This is a genomic window from Akkermansia sp. BCRC 18949, assembly GCF_045011645.1.
Lineage (GTDB): Bacteria > Verrucomicrobiota > Verrucomicrobiia > Verrucomicrobiales > Akkermansiaceae > Akkermansia > Akkermansia massiliensis.
In genome coordinates this window covers 878779-895940 of sequence record NZ_CP123619.1, presented here as the reverse complement: position 1 = coordinate 895940, position 17162 = coordinate 878779, and the positions used below count along the sequence as shown (strand labels likewise).

5 protein-coding genes are annotated in these 17162 nt (G+C 60.8%); all 5 read right to left on the bottom strand.

Translation table 11 applies throughout. The features are described 5' to 3' along the window. Positions 1-289 precede the first annotated feature (289 nt). The 5 genes from P8A25_RS03710 to P8A25_RS03690 all read right to left on the bottom strand — a co-directional run bounded on the left by P8A25_RS03710 (position 290) and on the right by P8A25_RS03690 (position 17091). Positions 290-1561, bottom strand: coding sequence for a peptidase U32 family protein (locus tag P8A25_RS03710; protein WP_102731835.1), 1272 nt, complete (start codon positions 1559-1561; stop codon positions 290-292). An 11-nt stretch (positions 1562-1572) separates the two neighbouring features. Continuing rightward, a complete protein-coding gene (locus P8A25_RS03705) occupies positions 1573-2205 on the bottom strand; it encodes a lactate utilization protein (protein WP_102726389.1) in 633 nt (210 codons plus the stop codon). A 60-nt stretch (positions 2206-2265) separates the two neighbouring features. Beyond that, entirely contained in the window at positions 2266-4887 is a 2622-nt protein-coding gene (gene gyrA, locus P8A25_RS03700; protein ID WP_215443653.1) for a DNA gyrase subunit A, read from the bottom strand. A gap of 23 nt (positions 4888-4910) precedes the next feature. Further along, complete coding sequence (gyrB, locus tag P8A25_RS03695; RefSeq protein WP_102731838.1) at positions 4911-7469, bottom strand: DNA topoisomerase (ATP-hydrolyzing) subunit B; 2559 nt, start codon at positions 7467-7469, stop codon at positions 4911-4913. 445 nt (positions 7470-7914) lie between these two features. Continuing rightward, positions 7915-17091, bottom strand: coding sequence for an autotransporter-associated beta strand repeat-containing protein (locus P8A25_RS03690; protein WP_215443651.1), 9177 nt, complete (start codon positions 17089-17091; stop codon positions 7915-7917). Positions 17092-17162 lie beyond the last annotated feature (71 nt).

Sequence of the window (17162 nt, the reverse complement as noted above, 5' to 3'; positions counted from 1 at the left end):
GGAAGGAGGTTGTGGAAAAACGGCTCCGGCAGAAAGCGGCATGGGGAATCCTACCCCCGTCCTCCATGCCCAGGATTTTTTTCATGGCAGGCCTGAATTCATTCCTCCATTGCTCCAACTGCCTGACGACGGGAATTAACGTCTTCCCGGACAGGGAACGGGAGAATGAGCAGCGGCATTTCTCCGTTCATCCCCGGCATCCGGGAAAAACAAGCGCCGGAGAAAGAGGGAACAGCCGTTTGCCTTTCTTCCGGCGGCCTTGTTGTTACATTCCTGCGGAATAGGAAGTTCAGGAGTCTTCCAGCGTGCGGGGGCGCAGCAGGTACACCTTGTCCCGGCGGCGCACCTGTTCCGGAACCGCCAGGTAGACGGTTTCCCCTTTTTGAGCGGCGTCCACGGGTTCCATGCCCGCCGCCGTCTCCCGCCGCATGGATTCCACTTCCACGCGGACGGCTCCCGTGGTGGGGCCTGCAATGAGGATGGTCTGTCCCGCGGACAAGCCGCCGGCTTCCAGGTAAAGGGCCGCCACCCCGTTCTTTTTATAAAAGTTTTCCACCTTGGCTATATGGATTTTCAGCAGGGCGGCGCGGCTGTTGGCGGAACCGCTCCATTCCCCCCATTTCACGCCCAGGTAATACCCGCCCTGCCAGAATCCGCGGTTGAAGACGGATTCCAGCCGCTTCATCCACGCTTCCGCCCTGGCTGCGGAAAAGGTTCCGTCCAGGCATGCCTGGGCGGCCTCCCGGTACACGGAGGTGACCGTTCTGACGTAATCCGAGGAGCGGCCGCGCCCCTCCAGCTTCAGCACGGAGACGCCCGCGTCCAGAAGCTGGTCCAGCACCGGAACGGTGCACAGGTCCCGGGGGGACATCACGTATTTGTTGTCTATCACCAGTTCATTGCCCGTTTCCTCATCCGTCACGCGGTAGGCGCGGCGGCAGTTCTGGAAGCAGGCGCCCCGGTTGGCGGAAGAGTTGTAAGCCGCCAGGCTCATGTGGCATTTGCCGGACACGGCCACGCACAGCGCCCCGTGGGCAAAGATTTCCACCCGGAGCAGTTCCCCGGAGGGGCCCCTCACGTCCTCCTTCCGGATGGATTCAATGATGTGCCGGATTTGCGCCAGGGTGAGTTCCCGTGCCAGCACCACCACATCCGCGTACTGCGCGTAGAACCTGACGGAGGCCATGTTGCAGACGTTGGCCTGCACGGACATGTGGACTTCCAGCCCGATGGAGCGGGCATGGGCGATCACCGCCAGGTCCGAGGCGATGACGGCGTCCACTCCGGCCTTCCGGGCGGCGCCGCACAGGGCATGCACCGCCTCCAGCTCTTCATCATACACGATGATGTTCAGCGTCAGGTAGGCCTTAGCTCCCGCCTCATGGCAGCGCGCCACGATTTCCGGCAGGTCTTCCTCTGAAAAGTTGGCCGTGGCGCGGGAACGCATGTTCAGCTTCCCCACGCCGAAGTAGACGGAGTCCGCCCCGCCCTGCAACGCAGCGGCCAGGGATTCAAACGACCCCGCCGGGGCCATGATTTCTATCCGGGATTGAACAGGCATGGCAGAACGGCTCAGAGTCCTCCGGATTCCTCCGTCAGGATGACGGTGATTCTTCCCTTGGGGAAGCATTTGACAATGGACATGTGGATATTGCACAGGCGGTCCGGGGAGTTGCAGTCCGCACAGGTTCCCGTGTACATGCAGGGCGTCTTGAAGTCTTCATGGCGTTTGGCGTTCAGCGGGGCGATGCGGCGGATGCGTTCCCGCGCCTCCTCCGGCGTGGCCACCAGCTTGTTGGCTCCGGCCAGCAGAATGACGTGCCGTGGGCCGAACGCTACGGGTGCCACGCGGTTGCCCACCATGTCCACCCAGTGCAGGGTTGCCTTCATGCTGACGGCGTTGATTCCGGTCAGGAACAGGTCCGCCGTCATGCCGCGGCGGCGGATTTCCCATTTTTCCTCCCGGTCCATGTCCGGAAGAAAGCCGTCGTAAAATTGAATGTCCGGATTGGCCCGCAGATCGTCAAGAATTCCCGTGGCCTTCAAGGTCATGGAGTCCCCGTAGGAGGCGGACGCCGGGTGAAACTCCCGCACCAGGCTGCGCATCACGTCTGCGGCTTCCTTCAGGCCCGGAACTACAAAGCTTCTGAATCCGCGCCGTTCCAGGCGTTCGGCGCACTTTTGCAGGGAAAGGGTTTCTTCCATAAAAAAGGCGGATGAAGAACCCCGCTCCGGCATGATTCCAGAGCGGGGTTCCTTGAGTTTTTATTCTTCCGCAGGGGCTTCCGCTTCACCGGAATCTTCCCCGGCCTCCGCGTCTTCCGCTCCCTCCGGGCCTTCCTCGTCTTCATCATCCGGGATGACGATGGAGATGTCCTGGATGGCTTCGCCGTCGTTCAGCGTCATGAGCTTCACGCCCTGGGTGGCGCGGCCCGTTTCGCGCACGGTAGCTACCTTGATGCGGACGGACTGCCCCGCCGTGGTCATCAGCATCAGTTCATCCTCCTCGGAAACGACCGTGGCGGATACCACCTTCCCGGTCTTGTCCGTGCAGTTCATGGTCTTGATGCCGGTGCCGCCGCGGCCCTGCGTGCGGTATTCGTCAAAGGAGGTGCGCTTGCCGAGGCCGTTTTCAGAGGCCACCAGCAGGGTTTTCTGCGGGTCCACAATGGCCAGGGCCACGACGTAGTCCCCTGCACGCGGACGGATGCCGCGCACGCCGATGGTGTTGCGGCCCTGGGTGCGGAGGGCTTCCTCCGGGAAGCGGATGCTCATGCCGTCATGCGTGACGAGCACGATTTCATTTTCTCCGGTGGTGAGTTCCGCGTTCACCAGGGTGTTGCCTTCCTCCAGGTTGATGGCGATGATACCGGCCTTGCGGTAGTTGACAAAGTCGTTCAGGCTGGTTTTCTTCACCGTGCCGTCCTTCGTGGCGAAGACCACGTTGCCGCTGCCTTCCGCAAAGGTGATGTCATTGCCCTTTTCATCCACCCGGCGTTCCAGGCGCAGGATGGCGGCGATGGCTTCCTCCGGCTGGAGGTCCAGCAGGTTCTTGATGTTGCGGCCCTGCGCGCTGCGCGCGGCCTCGTCAATTTCATACACGCGGTCCACGTACACGCGCCCGGTGTTCGTGAAGAACATCAGGTAGTCGTGGTTCTGGGCGGCGAAGAGGTGCTCGATGAAGTCCGCCTCCGCATCCTTTCTGGCCCCCTTGGTGGTGGCGGCCTTCACGCCCTTGCCCCCACGGGCCTGCACGCGGTATTCCGCGGAGTTGGTGCGCTTGATGTAGCCGCTGTGCGTGATGGTGACGATCATCGTATCGTTCGGGATCAGGTCTTCAATGGCCATGTCCCCGGAGAAGGGTATGATGCGCGTGACGCGCGGCGTGGCGTACTTGTCCTTGATGGCCATGAGTTCATCCTTCACGATGCCCAGCACGCGGGATTCGTTCGCCAGGATGTCCAGATAGTCCTTGATCCGGACCAGCAGTTCCGCGTATTCCCCGGAAATCTTGTCGTTTTCCAGAGCGGTGAGCTGGTACAGGCGCAGGTCCAGGATGGAGTTTACCTGGCGTTCCGTAAAGATGTAGCGGTCCCCCTGCACGGAGGCCTGGGAACGGATCAGGATGCCCAGGCTTTCCGCCGTCTGCGTGGAGAAGGTGTAGTTCTGGAGGCGTTCGCGGGCTTCCTCCCTGTTCTTGGAGTCGCGGATGATGGAGATGAAGTCATCCATGTGGTGCAGGGCCAGCAGGAAGGCTTCCAGGCGTTCGGCGTCCTTTTCCGCATCCCCCAGCAGGTAGCGCGTGCGGCGCACGACCACCTCCCGGCGGTGCTCGATGTAGAAGTTGATGGCGTCCAGCATCGCGAGCGTCTTGGGGCGGTTGTCGTGAATCGCCAGCATGTTCACCGCAAAGGAGGTCTCCATGGAGGTGAGCTTGTACAGCTGGTTCATGACCACCTGCGGGCGGGCGTCCCGCTTGAGTTCGATTTCAATGCAGGTTTTCTCGTCGGAAAGGTCGCGGATGCCGGAAATGTCCGTCAGGATCTTGTCCTTGTACAGTTCCGCGATGCGTTCCTGGAGGGCGGCGCGGTTCACGCCGTACGGCACTTCACGGATGATGAGGAGGTCCTTGCCGGAGTCCGTCATTTCCATGTCTATCTTCCCGCGGATGCGCACGGAGCCGCGCCCGGTGCGGAAGTAGCTGTCAATGCCGGAAAAGCCCAGCACGTCGCCCCCGGTGGGGAAGTCCGGTCCCTTGATGTACTGGCGCAGTTCATCCACCGTCATGAGAGGGTTGTCAATCACGGCGCAAATGCCGTCCACCACTTCCCCCAGGTTGTGCGGGGGCATGTTGGTAGCCATCCCCACGGCAATCCCCGTGCCGCCGTTGACCAGCAGGTTCGGGAAGGCGGAGGGGAACACGGTGGGTTCCGTGTGCTCGTTGTCGTACGTGGGAACGAAGTCCACGGTGTCCTTGTCCAGGTCCGCCATCAGGGCCACGCCCATGCCGGAGAGCTTGGCTTCCGTGTATCGGGCGGCAGCGGGGGGGTCCCCGTCCGGCGTACCGAAGTTGCCCTGCCCGATGACGAGGATGTCCCGCATGGACCAGTCCTGCGCCATGTTCACCAGGGTGCCGTAAATGGCGGCGTCCCCGTGCGGGTGGTAGTTACCCATGGTGTCACCCACGATTTTGGAGCATTTGCGGGTCTTCCCGCCGGGGGACAGGTTCAGTTCCTTCATGGCGTACAGAATACGCCGCTGGGAGGGCTTGAGGCCGTCTCTCACGTCCGGCAGGGCGCGGGAGATGATGACGGACATGGAGTAGTCCAGGAAAGAAGTGGAGAGCTCGCTGGCTACGTCCACCGGTTTGATTCTATTGTTTTCCATGGTTCTGGGAGAAAGTGTAGGAATTAAACGTCAAGGTTGCGGACGTTGAGCGCGTGGTCCACGATGTAGTTCTTGCGGGGCTCCACCACGTCCCCCATCAGGATGGTGAACATTTCATCAGCCCTGACGGCGTTGTCGTCATTCAGGATGACGCGGAGCAGCTCGCGCCGTTCCGGGTCCATCGTCGTCTTGAACAGGTCCTTGGCGTCCATTTCACCCAGGCCCTTGAATCGCGTGATTTCCACGCCGCGCTTGCCGATGGTGATGACGGATTCCAGAATGTCCATTACGGAGAAGAGGGCCGTGGTCCGTTCCTTGTCTCCTTCCCCTTCCACCAGTTCAAACAGGGGCGTATCCATGGATACGAGCATGTTCCCGGGGATGCCGAGTTCAGCCAGACGCGTCAGGGCGCGCGCAATAGCCTTCGCCTCATGCAGTTCATGGGTGATGGAGCGGCGGCTGGGCCCTTCCCGGTCCGGGAGGGGGTTTTCCAGCAGTTCCTCTTCCGTGGGCATGCCGAAGATGAAGAGGTCCCTGTTTTCCTCGGAAAAGGCAGTGAGGGCTTCCATGTCATGGAAGAAGAGGATTTCCTCTTCATTGCCGCTGCGCACCTTCACCAGGAATTCGGGGAAATCCCCGTTTGCCTCCCGGTGGTTGAGCAGGTCCTCCAGGGAGCCGCCCTGCGCCTGCATGGATTCCGTGTAGCGCTGGAGGTTGACCAGCGTTTCCAGGATGGCGGAGAGCTCGTCCGGCGTAAAGGAACGGGAACCGTCCGCAAAGCGGAGGGTCACGTCATTGACGGCCAGTTCAATCAGTTTGCGGTTCAGGGCCACGTCATCCTGCACGTATTCCTCCTTCTTCCTGCGGATGATGCGGTACAGGGGAGCCTGCGCGATGTACAGGTACCCGGCGCGCACCAGCTGCGGCATGTGGCGGCAGAAGAAGGTGAGCAGCAGGGTGCGGATGTGGGCGCCGTCCACGTCCGCGTCAGTCATGATGATGATCTTGTGGTAGCGCACCCGGTCCAGCTTGAAGGAGGCCTCATCATCCCCGTCTCCGATCCCGGCACCGATGGCCGTGATCATGTTCTGGATTTCCCGGCTGCCCAGGGCCTTGTCCAGCCGCGCCTTTTCCACGTTAAGCACTTTCCCGCGCAGGGGCAGGATGGCCTGCGTGCGGCGGTCGCGCCCCATCTTGGCGGAGCCGCCGGCGGAGTCACCTTCCACAATGAAGAGTTCGCACTTGGCGGGGTCCCGGTCGGAGCAGTCCGCCAGCTTGCCGGGAAGGCCGCCGATGGAAAGAGCGCTCTTGCGGACCGTTTCACGCGCCTTGCGCGCGGCCTCGCGGGCACGGGCGGCCGTGATGCTCTTTTCAATGATCTTCTTGGCCATCGCCGGGTTTTCCTCGAAGTACGTCTTGATCTCTTCGTACACGACGTTGCCCACCACGCCTTCAATTTCCGTGTTCACCAGCTTGTCCTTGGTCTGGGAGGAGAAGCGCGGGTTGGGCATCTTGACGGAGATGACCGCCACCAGGCCTTCGCGCACGTCCTCCCCGCTCAGGGAGGGGTCCTTTTCCTTCAGCAGGCCGTTCGCCTTCGCGTAGCCGTTGATGACGCGCGTCAGGGCGCCGCGGAAACCGGAAAGGTGCGTTCCGCCGTCCCCGTTGTAAATGGAGTTGGCAAAGCAGAGGATGTTCGTTTCATACGTATTGTTGTACTGGAACACCACGTCCACCAGGACGTCATCCTCCATCTTCTTGCCGTCGTATTCCACTTCCACCTTCCGGACGCCGGAGATGGAGATGGGTTCCTCATTGATCAATTCCTTGTTCCGGCCCAGCTGGCGCACGAATTCCACAATGCCTTCCTTATAGAAGAAGGTTTCCCGGCGCACCGGGGCTTCCCGTTCGTCAATCAGCTCGATGACCAGGCCGGGGTTCAGGAACGCAAGCTCACGCAGACGCGTGGTCATCCGGTCAAATTTGAACTCCGTGGTATCCGTGAAGATGGTGGCGTCAGGGAAGAAGGTAATGGTCGTACCCGTGATTTCACAGGCGCAGGCGCCCACCGCGCGGAGGGGCTCGATCGTCTTGCCGCGTTCAAACTTGATCTGGTAGCGTTTGCCGTCGCGGCGCACTTCCGCCCGGAACCAGTCGGACAGGGCGTTCACGCACTTGGCGCCCACCCCGTGCAAACCGCCGGAGTACTTGTAGGCTCCCTGCCCGAACTTGCCGCCCGCGTGCAGATTGGTCAGCACCAGTTCCACGGCGGGGATGCCGAACTTCGGGTGGATATCCACCGGAATGCCGCGCCCGTTGTCCACCACGGAAATGGAGCCGTCCACATGGATCACAATGTCAATCTTGCTGCAATAGCCGGCCAGATGCTCGTCAATGGAGTTGTCCAGCACTTCAAATACGCAGTGGTGCAAGCCTCTCTCGTCAGGGTCCCCGATGTACATGCCGGGGCGCTTCCGCACGGCCTCCAGGCCCTCCAGTTTGTCAATCTGCGCGGCGCCGTATTCATGCTGCGCCGTCGTGGAAACGGTGGTTTCAACAACCTCGTTGGTATCTTCGGACATAACTGAAATATACTACGCTTATCTTAATTTTTTGCAAGACTAATGTTAGAAAACGCGTGCGCGCGCGTAGGGGCAACCCCCGCGAAAAGCCGCCGCAATCGCATAAAAAAGGCCCTATTCCACGCCTTCCGGATTTTTCTGACATCAGACAGCGGACGAGGGCGCGCAGGAGTATTCTGCGCCGTTTTATAGAATCGGAAGGGGCGTGCCGTGTGGAGGGCGGCGAGCGGCACGGGGAGAGTAGTGGACAAAATGGACTTGATGGACAGGATGGACACCATTTTCTTTTTTCCATTCTGTCCTTTCAGCCCACACGGCCTATTACTCCGGAGGACGCTATTTCCTTACACAAGCAGGGCCGCCCCGGACAATGCCGGAACGACCCTGCTGGTTTGGAGAGCAGAGCGTCTCCGCTCCACTCTCAACTCTCAAACTTCAACTCTCCTTAGAAGTCATACCGGTAGCCCACGCTTCCGTTCACGGAGCTGGCTCCGTCGCGGAAGTCCGCGTTCCCGTTGACAAACACCGTTCCCTGCGTTCCCACGGGCACGCTGATCCCCGCTCCGATTTGAAGCGCGGTCGTTCCAACCTTCGCGCCTCTCACCGTCTGCGTGTAGCCGGGGTTGGCCAGGAAGCCCACTCCCGTCTCGCCGCGGCGGTCGCCCATGTCCTGGGCCACGTTGGCGCGGAACTCCGCCAGCGCTTCACGCCCGAAGATGTTGCTGCCAATGAGCCCCATCCAGCGGCCGCCAAGTGCTACCGTTCCCGTCGTCCATTCCTGCTTGCCTACATTCAGGCCCGCGTTCCCGGCTCCCGTTTCCGTGTACCCGTCCATCCGCGTGGTCACCACGGAGACGTTGGCCAGAGGCTGGAGGACGCTGCTCTTGTCTTCGTTGAGGTACACGTCGTAGGTCAGTTCGTACATCGCCCCGAAGCCCCACCCGTTGGTGTTGCCCTGCGTGCTGTAGCTGCCTTCTCCGTAGTTGACCGTGCGGTTGAGCTTGGCGTCGTTCCACCCTCCCGTCAGAATGAGCGTGTGAGCCCATCTCTTGCTCTGGTAGCGCCCGAAGAGGTTGGCGTAGTAGCTGTCCAGGTGGCCGTCTGCCGTGTCCGCGGCACTGGCCGTCAGGTCCCCGTAGTTGGCCGTGAAGGCCGCTCCCATCGTGAAGTGGTCGCTGAGGTCCACGTCCATGCCCACGGTACCACCCCAGGTGGTGAGCTGGTAGCCGCTTTCATCCCCCTTGGTGTCCAGTTTGGCGTAGGAACCCGTGCCTTCCATCCACATGTGGAAGTAGGGGAGGTCTTCGTTGATGTAGGCGGGGTTGACGCCCATGAGGGTGGTGCGGTTCCTGATCCAGCCCATCTGGTCGCGCAGGGCGTCTTTCTGCGCCGTGCCCAGCGCGTTGACCGTAGCCCCGGCCACGGCTGCCATGACCCGCTTCGCTTCCGAGGGGTTGGAAGACGTCAGGGCGCCCACGGCGTCATCCACCTTCTTGAGGATGGAGTCTGCGGCCAGGTCCCCGGGCAGGTTCCAGAGAAGTTCCGCACCGGCCCTGGAGTTGACGGTATCCGCAATACGGGCGTACTTGTTGTCCTTGGAAGCCGTAGCCACCAGAACGAGGTTGCCGTTTTCCATCACCAGGTACGCATTGTTTTCAAACTTCTTGAAAGCGGAGGAGGAGGGATCCAGCAGGATAGCCAGCCGGTCGCTTCCGCCCAGGTCAATGGTGCCGTCCGCATGCATGAGCGTGTAGCTGCCGTCCGCGCCAAGCGTCAATTCATTCCTGCCGGTGGAGCTGAGGGTGATTTCCGCTCCCTGGCTGATGCTGATGTTTCCGGTCACGCTGATGATGGGGCCCGCGTAGTCCGTGTTGAAGGTGAAGTTCGTGCTGGAACCTTCACCCAGCGTCATGCTGCTGAGGGTAAGGGCCGTATTGGCTCTCGGGTCTTCCACCGTGCCGCCCATCTTGATATTGAGGCGTCCGGTGTTGTTGATTGCCCAGTTGCTGCCCGCGGCGGTGATGACGTTGTCAAGGGTCTGTCCCGCATTGCCGGAGATGTTGAGCTGACCGCGGCCTTCCAGCGTTCCGCTGAAGACGGAACCGCTTCCGGAGTTCCCGGTATTGACCGCCAGGGAGCCGCCATTGCTCTTCAGGGTACCCTGCCCGCTGATGCCGCCAACGGTATTCCCGGTGGTGGCGCCCAGGTCAAGCGTGCCCGTGGAGTCATCATCCTTCACCAGGTTGAGCAGTACGCCGCCCTGGAGGGCTGCCGTGCCGGAAAGAGCCAGCGTATCATGAAGGGCCAGCGTTCCGCTGCCCTGGATGGTGCTGGCGGAAAGGCTGCTGGCGTCATTAATGGCGAGGGTTGCCCCGCTGCCGATGTTGAGGTCCGCGCCTTCGCCGCTGTCCGTCAGGTCTCCCATGACGGTATTCCGGTTGACGTCCAGAACCACGCCTTCCGCCGTGCCCGCCAGAACCACATGGTTGAAGCTGCTGCCGTCACCGTTCAGGGTGAGCGTGCCGCCTTCCATGCGGAGGGTGTCCGTCACAAAGGAGCCGTTGACCGTCAGCTTGCCCGTGTTCTGCTTGATGAAGGTGACTCCGTTTTCCCCGACGATGCTGCCGCCCATGATGGAGTCCGCCCCGGCGTAATCATCCGGTGCGGGCAGTCCCGTTTCCAGGCGTTCATTGTTGAGGATGACCACGGCGTTGCCTCCGTCCGCATTGGTGTTTTCCACTTTCAGCGTGCTTCCCGTTGCGCCCAGCAGGTTGTTGATGACCGCACCGTCACCGTCGGTATCGCCGGGGGCGCCGGCTAACTGGACGGTGAGCGTCTTGTCCTGGGCGATCACCACGCCGGCGTACATGCCCAGCGTGCCGTAGTTCGTAACCGTATCGGGATCGGAGGAGGCGGTACCGTCCACCATGTAAAGGCCGCTGACCTGTCCGCTGAGGACCAGGCTGCCGCCGTCGGTGCCCGTGACGCGGATGCCGTAGTTGGAGAGGATCTTGCTGAACTGGATGTCGCCCAGATTGGCGCATTCCAGCGTTCCGGTCGTCAGCGTCAGCCAGCTTTCCACCCCGGCGTCCTTGTGGACGACGAGGGTGTTCACAATGGCGTCAATATCCAGATTGACCGTGGCGGAATCATTGATGACGAGTTTGCCGGCCCCCTGGTCAATGATGGCCGTGCCGGCCGCGCCCTGGTTGACGTTGTCCGCACCCAGGGTAAGGTTCAGCGTTTCCGTAGCTCCCGCACCCACCGTAATGTCTCCGGAGACGTTGGTGAGCTTGCCTCCGGCAGCCAGGGTGATGCCCTTCAGCATGTCACCATTGGTGCCGCCCAGATTGATGCTGACGGCGGAATCCACCACGATGCCCGCGGTGGAGCCCTCACCACGCGTCATAGCGGAGGTCAGTGATCCGTTAACGATTTTCAGCGTTCCCGCTCCGTTCAGCACGGTACCGGCCCACTGGCCGGCCTTGTCCGCCGTGCCAAGCTGGACCACGGCGCCGGCATTCGTGATGCCGAGGGCACCCGTAGCGGTATTGGCCTGATCCAGGATGAGGGTGCCCGTGCCCGCATGCGTCAGGTTGGAGTTGCCCTGCACCAGCGCATTCAGCACCAGTTCCGCATTGTTGTAATTGACGTTGTACTGCGCGGCCAGGGAGGCGTCCGTGGAGCCCGTGTTGCCCGCCAGGATGGCGCCGTCTCCAAAGACGGTATTCCCCGCGCCTGTGACGCTCTCGCCGCCGTTGCCGAAGTTCCAGACCTGGCGGCTGTTGTTGGCGGAGGTTTCATTGGTGGACAGGGTTCCCGAGAAGTCCTTGAGGGAGCCCGTGAGGATATTGGTCATCCGCACGTTCGCAGACATGCCCCATGCGCCCGAACCGGAAAGATTCCCGGAGAAGGTGTACGTGGCGCCGGAAGAACCGTTCTGCAACGTGCCGTGGGTTGCGCCGATTTCAAAGTTGGCCGCCGTCGTGCCCGCGGAGAAATGGAAGCCCTTGCCGTCGATGAAAATGGTGCCGCCTCCCAGCGTATTTCCCGCGCCGAAAGCCGCCCAGTTGGCATTGGTACTCATATTTTCCCCGTTTCCGAGCAGTTCCAGACGGCCGGTGAAATTGGTATTGCCCGTATTGGAGATGTTGACCTGTCCCGCGGCATCCGCCGTCCCAATGGTGATGGTGCCCGCGCCGTTAAGCTGGGCGTGCAGGTTGACGGTTCCGCCGGAGAGGGCCAGAGAGGCGCCTTCACTTACGCGGACGATGGTGGCGTTATTGGGGTTCACGCCGATGGTCGCTCCGCCCGTGAAGGCAAGCGTTCCCTCTTCCACGGTGAGGTGGGCCAGGGTATTCCCGGAGTATCCCAGCGCCAGCGTGCCGTCCCCCGTCTTGGTCAGCGTGGTGCCCGCGCCCATGACGTCAGCCGTCAGTCCGGCCCAGGAGACAGTGTCCGCTGCCCCGATTACGGAAACGTTCAGGGCGCCTCCGTCTCCAACCTTGACGCGGCTGGAAACGTCATATCCCGTCACGTCCCTACCGGCGGCGGAGTCCGCATAAGCCAGCGTACCGCCGTTAAAGGTAATGTCACCCGCCGTACCCAGCGCGTCGTCCGCTCCGATGGTAAGAGTGCCTCCGTTGAGCACTGTGCCACCGGTGTAGGTATTCGCCAGGTTCAGGGTGACGTTGGCCGTGCCGTTCACGGTGAGCGTAGTGGGGGCAACGGAGTCCGCAATATAACCCGCGTTGTCCGGATCACTGACCAGCGTGTAAGTGCCGCTGTTGAAGACGACGCTCTTAGGAGTCACGGTACCGGAGACCTTCACTTCACCCGCTTCCGCAGCGGAGAAATAGATTTCCTGGTCGTTCAGCGTGTCCACGCCCGTCAGCTTGGTGGTCCAGCCGTCAATGCTGGTATTGATCCACTTGCGGTCCGTTCCGCCGTCCCAGACAAAACCGTTGTCTCCGCTGACGTCCACGACTTTCAACACGAGCTGGTTGTTTTCCACCACGACGGAGTATTCAAAGCCTTCCCGGGTGATGTCCGGCGTCCAGGTGAAGGAATCCGTAGTCAGGCTGCCCGCCGCAGCCCACTGGGCCAGGACGTAGTCGGATGCTTCCAGTTCACCATAGTTGTTGATGGTCAGCGTGCAGTTGGCATCCGTCAGAGCCAGGGCCCCTGCCTGGATATTGATGATCGGGCCGTTTGCCACGACTCCGGTCATGTCAAAGGTCAGCGTAGCGCCGCTGTTCAGCGTCAGGGCGGAGGCCGTGGTCATTTTGGCGCCCGCGCCCATGGAGATGCTGCCCAGGGTCATGGCGTTCGCATTCGTGAATGCCAGCGTGCCGGCCTGGACGTTCGTCAAGCCCGTGTAGGTATTCTGTCCGGAGAGGGTCAGCGTGCCGGAACCGACTTTCGTCAAACCGCCGGCGCCGGAAAGGACGCCCCCGAGGGTGATGTTGGTGGAAGACTGGTCATTGTATGATTTGGTTCCCGCATCGTATTGGCGGGTATCAACCGTCACGTTGCCGGCAAGATTCATGTTATAGGCGGAGGACCAGCCTTCCGCCGCCGTCGTTCCCAGGGTCCCGGAATTCATGTTCAGGACAATCGTATTGGTATTGCCGGACGCAGTCATGCCTCCCGCTCCGAGAAGCAGGGAACCGCCATTCAGATTAATGGTGGCGCCCTTGGCGGCGGCTCCGGCCCAATTCTGCCCCAGATCCAGCGTCTGAGCCAGGACCATGCCGCCTTGTTCAATGTTCATGACCCCCTTCCCGTCACGGGAAATCCGCAGGGTGCCGGTAATGTTCATGAAAGCATCCTTCTTGACAGTGAGCGTCGTCGTCCCGTTGTATTCATTACGGCCGATGAAACTTCCAGCCGTCAGGGAAGCGCCGGAATCCAGCGTCCAGGAAGCAGCCGCATTCGCACCCGCCATCAAAGTATAGCTTCCCGTTATATTGACATCACCCTGTAAAACCGTTGTGCCGGCAGCAGATATCAGAGAACCGGCGCCGGTGATCGTGTTTCCGTAAGTTCCGGCGGAAAGCGTCAGGGTAGTTCCCGCGCCCACATCATATTTGACGCCAGTCAGCGCGGCCGTCGTCGTGCCGGAGGCATTCCCGCTCAGCTTCAGCGTACCCGTGGAATTGGCATTCAGGCGCGTGCCCAAGCCGTTCCACGTGCCCGTGGTCAGCTCCAGAATGGAATTGCCCTGGAGGAGAACCGTGCTTGTGCCCAGCGCGCCGGCATTGCCGACGACGAGCTTGCTGCCGTTATACAATACGGTGTTTCCGCTATAGGAGTTGGCATTGTTGATGGTCAGGGAAGCTCCGTCCAGCAGATTCAGCGTCGTATCCCCGGTAATGGAGCCGTCACCAGCAAAAATGAAATCCGTGCCGGAAACATTAATTTTACCCGGAGCAACATTCCCGACGATCGTTACAGTCTTGTTCACGTCCGCACCATCGGAGAAATACACGGTCTGTCCATCGGCGTAAGCCGTGGGAGTGCCGTCAAGGTCCCAGGCGGTATTGGAGGTGTCCGTGTTCCAGTTGCCGCTCTTCCATCTCAGCAGGCCGTCCTTGTCGGACAGGGAGACGTACAGCGTATCATCGCTGACGGTGAATGTAGCCTTGTAAAGTTCAGCCGCGGAGCCGCCGAGCGTGAACATGGACGTATCCGTCATGCCCGTTCCGTGCAGGAGGGCATATTCCGTATTGGCGGTGACGGAGGAAAGGCCTATCTGGAGAGCCGTAGCGCCGGTGCCCGCCACTGAATTGACGGTTAATGCCGCGGTATCCGTACTCAGGGCTCCAAAGCTCAGGGAGCCTCCGTTCAGGGTCAGAGCAGCCGCCAAAGTAGCGGTGCCCCCGTCAAGATTGATGGTTCCCAGCGTAGAGCCGGCATCCAGGGAATAACCGTCTGCGGAAGTCACGGCTACGGTCAGGCCGCCGTTGATAAGAAGGGTCCCCTGCCCGATGACGCTGGAGTCCTTCACGGTCAGCGCGCCTTCCCTCAATTCCACCGTGCCGGTGAAACCGGGAACGGCGGCGGTTTCACCTTCCGCGGGAACCGGAACCTTGGCAGCTCCATTGAGCACCAGGGTGCCGGCGCCGATCTTCGTGAGCTTGCCGCTGCCGGTCAGGCCGGTATTAAAGGTAATGGTTCTTCCGGTTGTCTTGTCCCCGGCGTCCAGGGTATCCACATAACTTCCGTTGGAAGCCGCCAGCGTGATATAGGAGGGAGTGAACTCGTTATTGTAGGTCACGGACCAGTTGGCCGTGGCTCCCAGCGTTCCCATGCCGAGCGTAATTTCACTGCCGCTGGCAAAGTTAACGATGTTGCCGCCAAAGTTGACGCGGGCCGTTCCGGCCGTTGCGCTTCCCAACTGGAATCTCCCGCGGAATACTCCATTGCCATTGGCCCAGAAGTCCAGGCCGCCCAGGTTGGCCGTGCCGCTGGAAGCAAGGAAGGTCCCCGTTCCGCTGTACCCGAGGTTCAGCGCAGCGGAGCCGGTAAGAAGCCCCCCGTTAAGAGTAAGGGTGCTGCCGTTGTCCACGATAAAGCTGCGGCCGGTTCCGTGGTCGCTGTTGGTGCCCGTGACATTCAACTCGGCGCCGGTGTTGATGGAAAGGGTCCCGTTCTTGAGGAGCCGCACGTTCGTAGCGTTGACGACGGAACCGGAGTTGACCTGAATGGAACTGCTCGCCCAGTTGCTCGACATGCTGAGGGTTCCGATGGTGGCCTGCGAATTGGTGAGGGTGAAGCCCCCGATGCAGTAATTGACGGCCAGGCCGCCCAGGTTAACCGTATTGTTCAGGAAGGTTACACGGGGACCGTAACCGCCGGAAGCCTGGTCCAGCTGCATGGTTCCTGCATAGTCAACGTTGCCGGAGATATTCAGGTTGAGGTTTTCACTGCGGCGGAAGGTGATTGAACTATCCTGGGTGACGCCCGCTCCTCCTACGATGTCGGAGGCGATCGTGACCGTATCCGCGGCATTGTGGTTCATCAGGACGTACATGCCGCCTTCAACGACGATGCGGTCCGAAGGACGAATCGTTCCCGCTCCGGGGCGAATGATGAAATTGGCGCCGTTGCCGATATGCAGGGTTGCTCCGTTGAGCGTGTCCGCCGCAGGCTGGCTGGCCGTATTGGCGGCGTAATTGCCATATACGGTGATGTCCTTCAGCGTGGATCCAGGAGAAAGGGTGACGCTCCCGTCCGTATTGCCGAGCCAGACGGAAAGGGAGGAGTTCGTCCCGCCCATGACGGTGGAGGAGAAGGACTCCATGAGATGCGTGGCGTCTCCCAGCGTCAGGGAAGCGTTGTTCCCCAGCGTGAAGGTATTGCCCGTGCCGAAGGTGATGGAAGAAGCGATCGCTGCGGTCTTCCCTTCGGAAACGAGGAGGCCCGCATTATTGCCGAGCGTGAAGGTTCCCCCCGTAATGGCGGCGTCCCCAAGCGTAAGCGTCGCCTGGCTGCCGAGGGAAAGGGCTTCCGCCTGAAGGGAATCCCCGGCTCCCATGTTCAAGGTGTAGTTCGTCCCGTCCTGGAACGTTACGGTACCGGCGATAATGTTGCCGGTCAACGCAATGGTTTTAACCCCTTCCGCAGCCGTGAAAATAACGGAGTCATTGTTCAGGAAGGAAGTATCCGTCTTGCCTCCATCTCCACTCTTGTACCAGCCCGTTCCAGTGTTGCTCCAGGTGCCGGTAGTGGAATTCCAGACAAGCGTTTCCATATTGTAGCCTGTTCCCTGATACTGCACGGACATGCCGGAACCGTTGGAGACAAGCACGAAATTGCCGGCTCCCAGCTGGTCGGCGGAATCGACTCTCGTCAATGCCTCATAGGTGTCCTCCCCGGTTTGCTTCCAAATAAGAAGGGAATCCAGGGAAGCCCCCAGATCAGCCCCGGTGGACATGAAATAGCGGGTCAGCAGGGCATCGTCCACCAGCTCGCGGTTGGTAACCGTCAGCGCTTCCATGGCGCCCGCAACCACTACCTCTACATTCCACGTCCGGTCATTCTTGGTCACTGTAGTGGTATTTGACAGGTTGATCATCCCGTCAAGCCCGATGTGCCAGTAGTGGCTGCCGGAACCGGTACCGTTGTCAAAGTTGAGATTGCCTCCCGGAGTGGTCAGGTTCAGCGTGCCGTCCACATAAATATTAGCGTGCCCCTCTGCCTCCATGCTCTTGATCTGGTTGCTGAAGGTGCTGGAAAGAGTGGATCCGGCGCCTACGTAAACACTGCCGCCCCATTGTCCCAGGCTAACGGACACATTGCTGTTCCCCGTCACGGAGATGCCGCCGCCATCCGAAGTGTTGGGAGGAGTGCCCGTAACCGTAACGTCTACATCATTAAAAATCAAATGCGGGCCCTTATTCTCCTGGCGGGAGGGGGCGGCGTCCCCTTCCCAGTTGCCCGCCGTATCTACGGCATCGCCTTCCCCTGCCCCCGTCCACGTAAAATCAGGACCGCCAAACGCGGGAGCCTGCCAGAAATCCGCCGATGTGGCGGCATGGGAGTAAGAGTAAAAACCGGAGAAGGAAACCAGGGATGCAAGAAGGGCGGAACGCAAAGAAGGGGGGAGATGAAGTCTCATATTGTATCAATGATATTATGACCAGTAATACCCGGATTTATAATCCTTCTTCTTCTTTAAACTTCCATATC

Coding starts and splice junctions, on each gene's coding strand:
- gyrA (WP_215443653.1), bottom strand. CDS start 4,887: ATGGAAAACAATAGAATCAAACCGGTGGACGTAGCCAGCGAGCTCTCC.
- P8A25_RS03690 (WP_215443651.1), bottom strand. CDS start 17,091: ATGAGACTTCATCTCCCCCCTTCTTTGCGTTCCGCCCTTCTTGCATCC.
- gyrB (WP_102731838.1), bottom strand. CDS start 7,469: ATGTCCGAAGATACCAACGAGGTTGTTGAAACCACCGTTTCCACGACG.
- P8A25_RS03710 (WP_102731835.1), bottom strand. CDS start 1,561: ATGCCTGTTCAATCCCGGATAGAAATCATGGCCCCGGCGGGGTCGTTT.
- P8A25_RS03705 (WP_102726389.1), bottom strand. CDS start 2,205: ATGGAAGAAACCCTTTCCCTGCAAAAGTGCGCCGAACGCCTGGAACGG.